Raw genomic sequence first — 13,310 nt, 5'->3', positions numbered from 1 at the left:
TTTATTACAATAAAAAAACTATCCGCATAAAACGAATAGTTTTTAATCAAATTACTTTACAAGCGATTCTTTTGATAATTTCTCAATAGTTGGGATATCCGCAGGTGCCCATTCTAAAGCTGCTAGTTCATTCGGATATAACCATTTAATTGCTACGTGCTCAGTTAGAACCGGACTTCCTTCAACAAGTTTACAATAGAAAGTTTTCAAATGAACAATACCAAAATCATACTCATAGGCTGTATAATCAATTTGCTCACCAATCTGCACGCTACAATGCATTTCTTCATCAATTTCACGCTTTAACGCCTCTTGAGGTGTTTCTCCCTCTTCTATTTTCCCACCTGGAAATTCCCACATAAGAGGTAGCGATTTAGATGGCCCTCTTTGTGCACATAAAATTTTCTCATCTTGGACAATTACTGCTCCAACAACATAAATATTTTTTTTCATTATGTCCTCCTTAAATCTCACAGAAACTCTATACTTTATGTTTCCACACTTTATAGACTGAAAAATGCCTTGTATATCTTTTAACGACTAATATATTTTTAATCAGTAAGCTAGATTTTATCTAACCCTATCTAGCCCTTTTAATGTCATTAGCCTAACACTCTCATCTCTTTTATATTATATAGAAGTAACTACAAAAATAAAGCCCGATTGAATACTTCCCTCTTAATTCTCTTTTTTCAGCATTTCCTCATACCTAAAATCACATTGCTCCAACAACAACCTACTCTCCCCACTATCCTTATAATAAGAATTCCAACCCCGCTCCCTCAAAATCCCCTTCCAACTATCACTCTCAACCATCCTCTTAATCACACTATCCCAATAAGCAACCTCTTCCTCTGTCATATCTTTCGGTCCCATAATTCCTTTCCAGTGCTGGAAGATGACGTCGATCCCTTGTTCTTTCCATGTTGGGATTTCTGGTAGTCGGTCTAGCCGTTTTGGTGCGGATACGGCTAGTATTTTTATTTTGCTGGCTTTGTATTGTTTTTCGGCTTCGGATAGGGTCATGGTTGCGGCGCTGATTTGTTTGTTCGTTAGGGCGTTTATGATTTTTTCTTTGTTTTCGTAGACGAAGAATTGTAGTTCGGCAGGTTTTATGCCGAATGCTTTGCTTACTTGTACGAATGATAGGTGATCGTCGTTTCCTAGGCCTGGTGCAACGCCGATTTTGAAGTTTTTCTTGTCTTGTTTTAGTTGTTCCATTAGTTGATTTGCGTTTTCTATGTTTGATTCTTTTGATACGACAACAACTTCCCAGTCCGATGCGAGTGTCGCGAGCAGCGTGAAGTCTTTATATGTTAGTTTACTGTGGCCTAGTAGGTTGTTCGTTATGAGTAAGCTTGAGTTAATCGCCAGTACGTGACCGCCTTTTTGTTTCGTATATTTCCATCCGACATCACCGCTGCCGCCTACTTTATTTGTGACTGTGATTGGTTTTGTGAAGATTTTTTCTTCTGTGAGCGTTTTTTGCATCGCCCGCGCTGTTAAGTCCCAGCCTGCTCCTTGAACGTTCGGCGCAACGATTTCTACTTTGTCGATGTTCACTGTATTCGTATGGGATTTTTCCGAGGAACAACCAGCTATTACTCCTGTCATGATCCATATACATAGTAATAATCGCTTCTTCATAGTCCTCGTCCTATTCGATATTTTCGTTCTGGTCGTCCGATAATGCCGTATGTGTAATCTACTGTGCATTCGTTTGTCGCTACTAAGTATTCTAAATATCTTCTTGCGGTTGTTCTGGAGGCCCCCATTTGTTCTCCCATTTCTTCTATTGTAATGCCCTCTTCGAATCCTTTTATAATCCCTTTCACTTTTTGTAGTGTTAACGGGTCCACACCTGTCGGTAAGTTTTTTATGTCTTGTGTTTGCGAAATGCCGAAGAAGTTATCGATAAGTGCTTGATTCACTTCATTGTTACTATGTAATAGTTGCTTCTTTCTTTTATAGTCTTCAATGGTGCGAACGAATTTTTCTAACGTGACCGGTTTTATAAGGTAGTTACTTACGCCGTTTCGAATTGCTTTTTCTAGCATATGGTTTTCATTTGCCGCAGTAACCATAATAACGTCAACGTTTGGAAAGGCTGCATGGATTTTCGGCAATAAGTCCGTACCGATCCCATCTGGTAAATAATTATCTAATAGAAGTAAATCGATTTCTTCCCTTTGTAGTAATTCCATCGTTTCTTTCGCGTTCAATGCTTTTCCAATCACTTTTACGTCTTTTATTTTTGATAAAAACTCTTCCTGAATTTGCGCGACGCGGAAATCATCTTCTGCAATTGCAACCTTCAACATATGCCCATCCCCCCTGTTTGTCATGTACTTTCTTTCAATGTTTTCGGAAGGTAAATTGTAAAAATCGCTCCCCCGTTTTTCTCGTTTTGAATTTCAATTGTTCCCTGGAGTAGTTCTACCATTTCTTTTACGTTCGCTAGCCCGTAACCACGATCATTTCCTTTCGTTGAAAATCCTTTTTGAAAAATGGTCGTGATTTTTTCAACTGGTATCCCTGCTCCACTATCTATTACTTCAAACACAATGTCGTGCCCAATATCCGTAACAAAGAAGGAAACATTCTTTTCCTCTCGTTCATTCACCGCATCAAATGCATTGTCGATTATGTTTCCAAGGATCGTAATAAGGTGCGAAACTTTTATATGATCTGGTAACGGTTGAAGCGCACTATCACCTTCAATATGAAAATCAATTTTCTTCTCAGACGCTGTTCCGATTTTCCCCAATAAAATAGCTTGTACTTTTGCATCAAGAATTTGATGGAATAAAATATGATTTTGGCTTTGATGAATATTAGATTCTTGCTGGATAAATTCAATCGCTTCTTTGTAATGCCCTAACTGAAGTAATCCTGATAAAACAAAAAGTTTATTTGTAAATTCATGCGTTTGAGCACGTAAGTCCTCTGAATACTTTCTTACCTCAGATATTGTGTTCACTAAGTTTTGCAGTTCTGTTTTATCTCTAAAACTACATACAACGCCTACCGTACTGTTATTTTCGAGTATTGGTGTCCTATTTAAAATAAACACTTTATCTTGAAACGCGATTTCTTGATCGTTTTCTAGTACTCTCTCCATATGAAATTCTGGTAAAACTTTTGAAATGTGCCGCTGCATATAATCATCATGTACATGCAGCATTTCTTCTGCCGAGGTGTTCATCATCGTGATAAGGCCATTTTGATCAATGGCGATAATTCCTTCTTTTATAGATAGTAGTATTGCACTTCGTTCCCGGTATAGCGCTGCGATTTCATTCGGCTCTAAACCGAGTGTATCTTTACGAATACTACGTGCTAAAAGAATGCCACCAATGATTCCAGCTAGTAATACACCTAAGGAAAAGAGGATAATTTCTTTCGTTCTGCTTAATATGTTATATTCGATACCTTTTATTGAAAACTCTACTGTTACAACGCCTACTACTTGATCGTAGTCTTCGTTATGAACAATAATAGGTGCCTTTGCCATTAAGGCTAGACCACTTTCACCATTTCCTTCAAGCGTATAGTACCCTCCAAAAGTGAGTGCCTCATAGTTATACGGGTTGTTACTCTTTGTTCCAATCAACTCAGAATTAGAATGGGAATACATAACCCCATAGCGATCTTCCACAATTACATAATCCGCACCAGCTTGCTCACGAACTTGTTCCGCAATGGATTGAATGCTACTTTTATGTTCGTTATATTGAAAAGCATCTTTTATAGCTGGCATAAAAGAAAGAGATTTAGCCGTTTGCAGTGCTAGCTGTTCCACTTGACGTTTCGTATCAACGGACTGAATGTAAACAAATATTCCTGCTAATAGGAGAACGACAAATAAAATTAACGTAATAATTAAGCTTACTATTTTCGTTTGCAATGATACTTTGCGTGATTTCTTCATATTTCATATCCTTTGATAAAATATTCAAAACTATCAATCTCCTTTTTCTATTATTATGACAAAACTGAAAATGAAGCAACTATTAAAAATATCCATGTACATAAAGTACAAAAAGAATAAAATTGTCATAATATTGAGATTTTATTCTACAGACAGTACAATTCAACTATAATGAACACGCTTTCATAATTATCATTTTATTACTAAGCAAGAGGAGGAATTAGTATGGCTCAAGCAAAATCTAATCGAGTCGCCGGCAATATTTTCAAAGGTTCTGTCGGCAATTTAATTGAATGGTATGACTGGTACGTTTACTCTGCTTTCGCTGTTTACTTCTCAGCAGAGTTCTTTCCTAAAGGAGATCCAACGAGCCAGTTACTGAACACAGCGGCTATTTTCGCAGTTGGATTTTTAATGCGCCCTATCGGAAGTTTATTAATGGGACGCTATGCAGATCGGCACGGACGTCGGGCAGCATTAACACTTTCGATTACAGTTATGGCCGGTGGTTCTTTAATTATCGCCTGTACACCTAGTTACGAAAGTATCGGCATTATGGCGCCAATTATTTTAGTTCTTGCCCGTTTACTACAAGGGTTATCACTCGGGGGAGAGTACGGAACTTCCGCAACATATTTATCTGAAATGGCTAGTAGTGGACGCCGTGGTTTTTATTCAAGTTTCCAATATGTAACGCTCGTTGCTGGACAGATGGTTGCGTTAGGCGTTCAAATTGTTCTTCAGCAATTACTAAGCGAACCAGATATGAAAGCTTGGGGATGGCGTATTCCATTCATTATTGGAGCGATGGGCGCAGTAGCTGTATTATGGCTTCGCCGCACGATGGATGAGTCGGAGCAGTTTTCAAACATAAAATCACAAAAACGAGAAAGCGCAGGAACCGTTCGCGCTCTTATGAAACATCCCAAAGCAGTATTAACAGTAGTCGGCCTAACATTAGGTGGCACTGTCGCATTCTATACGTACACAACATATTTACAAAAGTTCATGGTAAACACAGTCGGCCTTCCGAAAGAAGTTGTAAGTTGGATTAACTTTGTCGCACTACTTATTTTCGTCGTACTTCAACCAATTGCGGGACTACTATCCGATAAAATTGGACGCCGCCCACTATTAATGGCATTCGGTATTCTCGGAACATTACTAACAGCGCCGATCTTCTTCTTCCTAGAAAAAACGACAGAACCAATGGTAGCATTTTTACTCATGATGGTCGGACTTATTATCGTTACTGGCTACACATCCATTAACGCAATTGTAAAAGCAGAACTCTTCCCAACTGAAATTCGTGCACTTGGCGTAGGTTTACCATATGCACTAACAGTTGCGATATTCGGCGGAACAGCAGAATTCATCGCATTATGGCTAAAGAGTATCGGAATGGAATCACTATTCTACTTCTACGTAGCTGGATGTATCGCGATCAGCTTTATTACGTATTGGCGTATGGATGAGTCATCGAAGACTTCGCAAATTGAGGCGGAGCTTGGTGGTGGGGATAGTTTAGTTAATAATAAATCTAGTTAAAATTATGTATTCTATGTTCTTCGTTTATCTGAACTCGATTTGCTTTATCTAAAAAAGCATAATTCATTAAGATATAATTTAAAAACCTCTACTTATATGTAGGGGTTTTTGTATGACGAAAAAACACGTATTATCAATAATTGCAAAAAGCCGGAGATTTTGCCAATGTAGAATCCATTGGTACTCACACCATGCGAAAAACCTTCGGCTATTGGTTCTATAAACAAACAAAAGATGTTGCTATGTTACAAGAAATTCTTAACCATAGCACACCACACATCCCCCTGAAATATATTGGAATTAATAAAGAAGAAAAAGATAATATTCTTGATACATTTCAAATTTAATTCACTTAAAATTACTATTTCAATCATCATAAAAAAGACCTTTTATTTTAAAATAAAAGGTCTTTTTTTATAAACATATATGTATTAAGATTTATATTTTTTTACTGTACAAGGAATAGTTACAATGTACAAATCTATAGCATAGATTGTAACCCAGATACCTTTACCTTCAGCTTCTAACTTTTTATCTAGTTGAGACAAATGCTCTGAAACTTTTCTTTTTCCCCATCTTCTAGGAAACCATTGAAAAACCTTAGGAACATTATATTTTTTATTATACCAAGTATTCAATCTCCAAAAAATGAAAAAAACCAAAACAATAATTATGATACGAAAAATATCAGAATATGAAATTCCTAAAACCATATTATATTTTCTCCATTTCCACTAAAACTCAGATAATTTACTTCTTAATTCTAATTCATCCTCTGTTTCGAAACCCTTAAATAATAAATGAATTATTTGATTATGATTAAAAAACACATTATATTCTTTTAATAAATTACCATGAGGATATGGACAAGAAACATAATCGCATAATTTATTATCAGCTTGTTGTTGCTTTCTTCCATAAATCATAAGAGGTTGATTAATTTCTTCTATAAGAGCTACAGAACCAATTGGTAATAATTAGCCTCCAATTGGAAAATAAGGGACAAACAAGGACAATCTACTCAGCTACCCTAAGATTTTAATGGTTTAATATTTTGATTTTCAAGTTTGCCTTCACAAATTCCTGTTAACACTGATAATAAGAAAAACAGGCCGTAACGAGCGATCAATTTGATCATAAAGGTCATACGCTTCGCCAAGTGGAACATCCGAATCATGTGGCTGTTCACCCTGTAACAATTACTAACAGCAAGTAGAAAACGTTTGGATAAATAAAAAGCAAATAAATTATTAAAAGATTGTAACCCCTACTATAAGAAATACTATTATTACTAAAGGAAGAATGATAATCATAAAGGATATTATTATTGTTAATAATGCTTTCCATGCTGAAAATTGGTGTGCTTCTCCTAAACATTTTAAGGAAATAATGATTGTCCAAATTCCAATAACTATATCAATTATGGAAAAAATAAGAAACAAAATCGTTAAAGTTATGCTACTATCCATTTCCGGTGTCTCACTCGTAAAGTTTTCTATCCCAAACAAGAAAAATGAAGGCACCCAAACTAATATAAGAGAATAAACGTAAGGGATATAAGAATAGGCAACTGAGTAACGTGTTTTTTCAAATGTACCTTGTCCACCAAGTTTTTTTGCCACCCAATTAAATAACGCTGGTAGCAAAAAATAATAAATTAAGAAAGCAACGAAGGTACCGAATATAACCATTGAGATTATTGAAACTGGACTACTTATTGAATCCCCCACATTTTTAGAAGATGCTCGATCTAAAGTCTGTACGAATGAGCCTAGTAAAATGAGTAAAAACACATTCTTAGGTTTGGATATAAAAATTTCTTTCATTGTATCACGTGGTTTTATCCAAATGGAGAACCAAGGATTAAGTGCACGTTTAAATTGATTTTCTGGAGTTTCCATATAAAAAACATTCCCCTTTCTTAAAACATATTAAATGTAAATCCCTAATTATCCCAATTGTGTACATATAAATATTAAAGCATAAATAGTCGATTATTTAATTTCATCTGAAACTTAGGGGGAGTGCTTCTTAGCAATTACCTCTATATTTTCTTACATTTTTAACTATGGGCTGATTAGTTACTTTCATTTTTGAGTACCTCACATTCTTTAATACACGGGATAAACAGCTATAATCTTATCATCAATAAGAACAAACCTAATTTCCATTCCTTCAGATGTTTTACCAGAATATAATCTTCCACTTATACATCTTTTATTGCTATAAGCCTCGTGAATGGCTTCCATAAGAAGAATGCAATTATACACTTGAAATGCAACAAATCCTCTTTAAAAGCCTATACGTATTTTCCCTCCATCTTCTATATGCTTACGTAAATAATAATACTTATGGAGTTCTATAATCATATAAAACAAAGCAAACGAAAACACTGTGCATGCAGACATAAATACAATTGCCCCCATCTGTTGTGTTGCAATGCTAAGAATTATATTAGCAATTAACTGCCCCAATCCCGCTGCAATAGCTGCTACTTTTACACCACCAGTTCCTTTCGATGATTTTGATTTTTTTCTTGGTTCCTGAAGTTTTTCAATATGATTTTTATAAAAATAATACAAAGCGAAACTATACAAACCAAATGAAAGAATAAAATAGATGGGAGTTTGTAATTGTAACACTTCATAGGCAAGTTTTTGCGTTATAACCAATAATCCGACTGAACATATGGTGCCATATACTCCTCGAAATAGAGTGTATTGTAATTGTCGTTTTCGAGGATTGATAGCAATCCATATCGCCCACAAATTTAAAAAAACAACTGGAGGAGTTACTATATATACATAGAGTAATTGAAAAGGATTCGCAAATGCAGGCAAAAGAACAAACACGTCTGCCCCCAAAAGGACAAGAACAATTACGTGGACTCTTATTTCATTTACAGGATAAAGAGCCATATAATGTGCAAAAGCTTTCTTATTAAAATTTAGACTTTTTTTCATGTTAATTAAACCACCCCGCTACTGTTGACCAAGTTTTTTTCATTTCCCCTTTAATACATAATGAGTAAAATATGAATCGGTTAATTTTACTAAACATATTATGAGATTTTGTCGCGAATTTTCAAACATCAAATCTTTCTATTGAATATTAGCATATAATCAATTCTAATCATGAAACATTCTACCTTTTATAATGATTTTGGATAAGTTATAAATAGTCTCTACCTATTAATATTGTATAATTCAATAAATTTGTTAAGACTGTCTTCTAATCTCTTAATTGTGTTTGGATACTTTTTTGAATAATCCTCACACATTTTTTTTAAATAATGATAAAGTGTTTGATAATCAATTATTACCTCATCACCACTGTATAATGCAAATTCTACACCTTCAAATGAATCTCCATTGGCAATATCATACTCATCCAAATCTCCTGGAAAAGTACATGCGCCATATTCCTCTCCAAATCCTACTCCTTCACAAACTGAATTGATTACCTTTAAAAATCTTTCATCATCTACCATATTAAACACTGCTTGTATAGGGAAATGAGTTAAATCTAGTAAATCCTCATCTTTTAATCTAAATTCTCTTTGCATACATATCTCTCCTCGTATATCTTTAATTTATTCTGGAAAAAAAGAAGAAATTTCTCCATCTTTATGGTATCCTCTCCAAGTTATCTCTTTACTGTCAACACCTGTCCATTCTCTTGAAAGAACTCCATCACTAGTTTTTAATTTAGCGTCATTAGCTGCTTCAATTCCACGGTTAATAAATTCCTTATCACTTATAATTTTAGGATCATAAATGGTTTTTGTGAATACTTTATTTCCATACTCTCCTGTAGGAGTGCCATCCATATTTAACTTAGGCATATTGTATTCTACTGTTTTTACACCTGGAATTTTTGAAGGTGATTCACTGACTATTTTTATATCGTTTTTAAAGAACTCTTCACTGTTGTGTGCTCCACCAATACCTCTCCTTCTTGGAACAGAGGGATCTATATTTTTAATATGATTTTCTAATTTAGGAGTCGCTTTAAACTTTCAAGTGATTTAATGGTGAATGTTTTTGATACTTTTTACCTATTATGGACATTAAAAAAGCTTATGCAGGTTATACATAAGCTTTTTTACTCATGATTAGATATTTTTCAAATGCTACACCTTAATGCAAGTCTTAAAAAGATTAAATATAATAGTCAGGATTTTCATCCATTTTAATTAAAAATTCTTCTAAAGAATCCGCTATTTTCTCATCTTCAGAGTAAGTAGGACATTGACCTAATTCATTTTCCTCTTTAAATTTAATTGTTAAAAAGTTAAGTTCTGTTACTTCAAAAAACACTAATGAATCATCATCTAGGTTTGGATTATATTCATAAATATCTTGCCTTAAACGGAAATCTGCAACTGAAATCGGGTCCATAAATCTGTTGAAAAACGTTCTTGTATCAGACTTAAAAAAACCACAACCTATTTCTTGATAAAAGCGTTTCAGTTCTTTTGGAAGTTCCATTTGTAATAAGCTTTCTGCCTCATCTATCTCACCTTGATATATAGGATAGAAAATAGGTTTTTGTTTAGAACGGACACTTCTGTCTGCTACAACATATTCTTTTAAAAAATTAAACATAATTTTTAATACCCCCTATTAAAGAAGGGTTATTTTTAACGCTTCCTCAAGCATTGTATTAAAATCATTATATGTGTTCATTACCGTACCTGATGGTTTATCAAGTTCTAAATAAGTACCGTCTGATAAGCTCTTACAAAACCACGCAATATTTGAATCGCCAAAGAAAAGATACTCTTTTTGAAATTCATTTTCATACCAAATCTCATTCGTGTCTATAAAACCGCAAATATGTTCATCTTTTTTTGTTTCTAGTAAAGAAGAATCAACTCCGTAAAGTACCAGTCCATCAAAGTCTAAACCATTTACAGTTTTAAGAAACTCTTCGTATTCCCTCGGTAAATCAACATTAAATTTCTCTTTTACATGTTCTCTTAATCTTTGAACTTCAGTATCCGTTGCGGGTATATTCAGCTTATAATTAACACTTTTCAATATATCTCCAATTTCCAAAATCATATTTTTCCACATATAAATTTCACCATTGCTTCAGCTTGAATCAGTTCAAAAATTTCTTTTTCATTTCCCTCATAATTGTTTAACATTCTTAGAATTTTTAAATCCTTTACATCCATGTCACTAACTCCTATCAATTATTTTAGGACTTTCTTTTACATGTTTGCTTCTGAATCCCATACCTCGATAAATTCAAAACCTTTTAAATCACTTTCTAACACTGTATTTCTAAATTCATCTGATACAAAAACGGAAGGAATATGTAATATTTCATTTAAGTAAACTTTAAATATTGTTTGGTTCTTAACCATATTAGGTAAGAATGCGTATTTTTTGAAATCTATTACTAAGCCAGAACGTAGTTTCTTTAGTATAGCTTTCTCATAGTTAATAGCATCTAGTGCATTTAAAACGTTAATTATATAATACACTTCTCCCGTCACATCATGAATTAGGGGAAGAAATTCTACATTATCACCAAGTATAGACTCTAAAAATTTTTTAGCTTTCCCACTAACCATTGGCGTACCAACTTCTCCCCAAAAATGAGGCAAATCACTTTGATTTCCTTCTTCTACACATTTAATACGTATTTCTCCCCATGAATCAGATGCTTTTACTGCCGAGTCAATTTTCCCTTCAAAATACTTTTTAGAATCTTCTTCTAAGTTCAATAGTTGAAAGGATTCATAGTCATCAAATGAACTCTTTAATTCCCAAATTTTCATTTTTACTCTCCTTTGTTATTTTTCTATTATAAGATTACTCTTTCTTCGGTTTATTTAATTTTAATTCACCATTCAATAAACGTTCTCTTATATCATGTAAGGCGTCAACAGCATCTTCTTGAGTACCGCCCCGTTTCTTAACAAGACTTAATACTCTCTCTACTTCAAGTATATACTCTGAACTATGCTTTCCTATGTGTAAGACTTCAGTAGTCACGTATTTATTAACTTTATAAGGTAAAAATACTCCATTAGCCGCCGAATCATGGTCTATCCCAAATTCCTTTAATAATTTTTGTGCCTTTTCTGCCCTACTATCATTCCAAGGTGTTAGATGATGTGCTGCATTAGAATATGGGGGTGGTTCAATCCCTGCATCCTTAAGTTCTTCACGTAATATTTTAGATGCTGTATACGAATCAGGATACTCATTTTTCACTTCAACTCTATCAAGAACTTTATCCGCATAATCTTTTATTACTTCTTGTACACCTTTAACTCTACTTCTTCCACCAGTTTCAGAAAACATAAATGTATCACGGGCTTCTTGTAAAACTTCAAATGTTTTTATCTGATTGCTACCAAAACCACTAGTACCTGCGAATGCAAATCGTTCTTTCAATGGTAAATGATTCGAAACAGACGAAATACCTTCTGAGAATTTTGTTAGATTTGCAGTAGTTGCTACCTTCGATACTTTACTTAATCCTTTATCACCAATAAGTCCTAATCCAACTTGTGTTAAAGCATAACTTCCCCATTTAGCACGACTTTCAGCATCTCCATTTATTACATCATTAATAAATGAATCTGACAATACATTATACATCGTACTGAGGGTATCAATAGGGTGCAAAGCAGCGTTCCCCATGTTTTCCCACGTTTCCCAATCTCCTAAAGCTTTTATTCCGTCTATTGTATCGCTAACTGCTTGTCCCGTACCATCTACAATACCGTCCCAAATTTTTTCACCAGTAGATTTTTCAGGTAGCTTACCACACATTTCACCTTCTTCAATTGAATTGGCAGCTTGTCGTGCCCTCTCTTCTGTAATCGCTTGAATTGAAGTTGTCCATTCCATATTCAACCCTTGCATACTAAATGTACCACTTGCAGGACTAAACCCTTTCCCACTTTGAACTTCCGCAAGACCTGCAGCAATACTAGCTGCTAATTGAAGTGCTGTACTATAATTATTACTAGAGTTCTGATTGAATTGATACAAATGATCCAGCTTTTCTTGCAGTTTTTGCCTCATAACAATAAAAAGATTTACCATGGCATCCATACCCGGCATTGGCATAGCTTGATTGACAGCTTCCATACTTGTTTTCATTCGGTCAATTTCCCGAATTTGTTCTAATATCTCGTGTTCAATTACATCTGCCTGAGCTACCTGTGATTGAAAGTCACTTGGAAAAGCATCATTTTGACGGATTAATTCTTCACACAAATAAATGATTCCTTGTGCCAAAGGTCGAAAGGTTTGTACAAAAAATGCTTTTGCACTACTATATGTTTGCCCTTGTAAAACAGTATCAACTGCAAAAGCGTCAATCGACTGAATGGCTTGTTCCATACCTTGAATAGTAGCGGTACATACAGCATTCATGCTTTGAGTTTGGCTTCGTACCTCTCCCAAATACATATTTAAACTCATGCATTGACCTCCCTTGTTAATTGTTGTTGTTGATAGGAAAGGGCGTTTTCTAAATCATTAAGGTCTCGTCTTTCTTTAAGCAACGTTTCTTTTTTGTTTTCCAATTCAAATGTGACTTTTCGTTCAATATGTTGTGCATCTTGATACGTATTCATAAAAAACTGGGACATTTCTCTATCACCATGCCAAGTTCCTAAAATTCGATCAAACAAACGACGATTTCGACTTCTACATTCATAAAAATCTGCTTCCGCTTGTTCTTGAGCTTGAATCGCAGATTGATTTCGGTCTTGTTCTTCAAATACACTTCGTAACTTTTGATTTACTTGATTAATTTGTTTTTCAATATCTTGACTCATCTTTTTCCTCCTACTATTTTA

17 protein-coding genes and 1 pseudogene are annotated in these 13,310 nt (G+C 34.5%); 2 read left to right on the top strand and 16 right to left on the bottom strand.

Annotation, left to right across the window (positions count from 1 at the left end; translation table 11 throughout):
• Window positions 1-51 precede the first annotated feature (51 nt).
• The 4 genes from CN409_RS10415 to CN409_RS10400 all read right to left on the bottom strand — a co-directional run bounded on the left by CN409_RS10415 (window position 52) and on the right by CN409_RS10400 (window position 3,931).
• Window positions 52-453: a (deoxy)nucleoside triphosphate pyrophosphohydrolase gene (locus CN409_RS10415; protein ID WP_000739609.1), complete on the bottom strand. Its 402-nt coding sequence runs from the start codon at window positions 451-453 to the stop codon at window positions 52-54.
• 225 nt (window positions 454-678) lie between these two features.
• Window positions 679-1,647, bottom strand: a complete 969-nt coding sequence (locus CN409_RS10410; protein ID WP_000746639.1) for a tripartite tricarboxylate transporter substrate binding protein — start codon at window positions 1,645-1,647, stop codon at window positions 679-681.
• Window positions 1,644-2,321: a response regulator gene (locus CN409_RS10405; protein WP_000921548.1), complete on the bottom strand. Its 678-nt coding sequence runs from the start codon at window positions 2,319-2,321 to the stop codon at window positions 1,644-1,646. The genes CN409_RS10410 and CN409_RS10405 overlap by 4 nt, the downstream gene beginning before the upstream one ends.
• A 20-nt stretch (window positions 2,322-2,341) precedes the next feature.
• Window positions 2,342-3,931, bottom strand: coding sequence for an ATP-binding protein (locus tag CN409_RS10400; RefSeq protein ID WP_000749665.1), 1,590 nt, complete (start codon window positions 3,929-3,931; stop codon window positions 2,342-2,344).
• 225 nt (window positions 3,932-4,156) lie between these two features.
• Here CN409_RS10400 and CN409_RS10395 point away from each other — a divergent pair, with 225 nt between their 5' ends.
• Window positions 4,157-5,479: an MFS transporter gene (locus CN409_RS10395; RefSeq protein WP_086389948.1), complete on the top strand. Its 1,323-nt coding sequence runs from the start codon at window positions 4,157-4,159 to the stop codon at window positions 5,477-5,479.
• Between the two features lie 140 nt (window positions 5,480-5,619).
• Window positions 5,620-5,826, top strand: a pseudogene (locus tag CN409_RS10390) (tyrosine-type recombinase/integrase); the annotation flags it as partial.
• An 84-nt stretch (window positions 5,827-5,910) separates the two neighbouring features.
• On the opposite strand, the gene CN409_RS10385 reads toward CN409_RS10390, so the two are convergent.
• The 12 genes from CN409_RS10385 to CN409_RS10320 form a co-directional block, all read right to left on the bottom strand.
• A complete protein-coding gene (locus CN409_RS10385) occupies window positions 5,911-6,192 on the bottom strand; it encodes a hypothetical protein (RefSeq protein WP_000242739.1) in 282 nt (93 codons plus the stop codon).
• Between the two features lie 21 nt (window positions 6,193-6,213).
• Window positions 6,214-6,405, bottom strand: a complete 192-nt coding sequence (locus CN409_RS10380) for a DUF4176 domain-containing protein (protein WP_042866487.1) — start codon at window positions 6,403-6,405, stop codon at window positions 6,214-6,216.
• A gap of 104 nt (window positions 6,406-6,509) precedes the next feature.
• Window positions 6,510-6,656: a hypothetical protein gene (locus CN409_RS31755; protein ID WP_000620647.1), complete on the bottom strand. Its 147-nt coding sequence runs from the start codon at window positions 6,654-6,656 to the stop codon at window positions 6,510-6,512.
• A 73-nt stretch (window positions 6,657-6,729) separates the two neighbouring features.
• Window positions 6,730-7,380, bottom strand: coding sequence for a Yip1 family protein (locus tag CN409_RS10370; protein ID WP_086389949.1), 651 nt, complete (start codon window positions 7,378-7,380; stop codon window positions 6,730-6,732).
• A 390-nt stretch (window positions 7,381-7,770) separates the two neighbouring features.
• On the bottom strand, window positions 7,771-8,442 hold the full coding sequence (locus tag CN409_RS10365) for a hypothetical protein (protein WP_086389950.1): 672 nt from the start codon (window positions 8,440-8,442) through the stop codon (window positions 7,771-7,773).
• Window positions 8,443-8,663: 221 nt separating this feature from the next.
• Entirely contained in the window at window positions 8,664-9,044 is a 381-nt protein-coding gene (gene cdiI, locus CN409_RS10360; protein ID WP_086389951.1) for a ribonuclease toxin immunity protein CdiI, read from the bottom strand.
• A 27-nt stretch (window positions 9,045-9,071) separates the two neighbouring features.
• A complete protein-coding gene (locus CN409_RS10355) occupies window positions 9,072-9,323 on the bottom strand; it encodes a CdiA family toxin C-terminal domain-containing protein (RefSeq protein WP_002114738.1) in 252 nt (83 codons plus the stop codon).
• Window positions 9,324-9,639: 316 nt separating this feature from the next.
• Complete coding sequence (locus tag CN409_RS10345; RefSeq protein ID WP_086389952.1) at window positions 9,640-10,086, bottom strand: SMI1/KNR4 family protein; 447 nt, start codon at window positions 10,084-10,086, stop codon at window positions 9,640-9,642.
• Between the two features lie 18 nt (window positions 10,087-10,104).
• Window positions 10,105-10,557, bottom strand: coding sequence for a YrhA family protein (locus CN409_RS10340; protein WP_000265800.1), 453 nt, complete (start codon window positions 10,555-10,557; stop codon window positions 10,105-10,107).
• Between the two features lie 140 nt (window positions 10,558-10,697).
• Entirely contained in the window at window positions 10,698-11,270 is a 573-nt protein-coding gene (locus tag CN409_RS10330; RefSeq protein WP_000707085.1) for an imm11 family protein, read from the bottom strand.
• Between the two features lie 34 nt (window positions 11,271-11,304).
• The gene (locus CN409_RS10325; protein WP_063675024.1) at window positions 11,305-12,930 is read right to left on the bottom strand and encodes an AHH domain-containing protein; all 1,626 of its coding nucleotides are present in this window, start codon (window positions 12,928-12,930) and stop codon (window positions 11,305-11,307) included.
• Window positions 12,927-13,289, bottom strand: coding sequence for a DUF3958 family protein (locus tag CN409_RS10320; RefSeq protein WP_000076127.1), 363 nt, complete (start codon window positions 13,287-13,289; stop codon window positions 12,927-12,929). The genes CN409_RS10325 and CN409_RS10320 overlap by 4 nt, the downstream gene beginning before the upstream one ends.
• Window positions 13,290-13,310 lie beyond the last annotated feature (21 nt).

It is taken from the genome of Bacillus sp. AFS012607 (assembly GCF_002558005.1).
Taxonomy (GTDB): Bacteria; Bacillota; Bacilli; order Bacillales; family Bacillaceae_G; genus Bacillus_A; species Bacillus_A thuringiensis_S.
The sequence above is the reverse complement of the archived record's forward strand: the minus strand, read 5'-3'. Positions and strand labels throughout refer to the sequence as shown.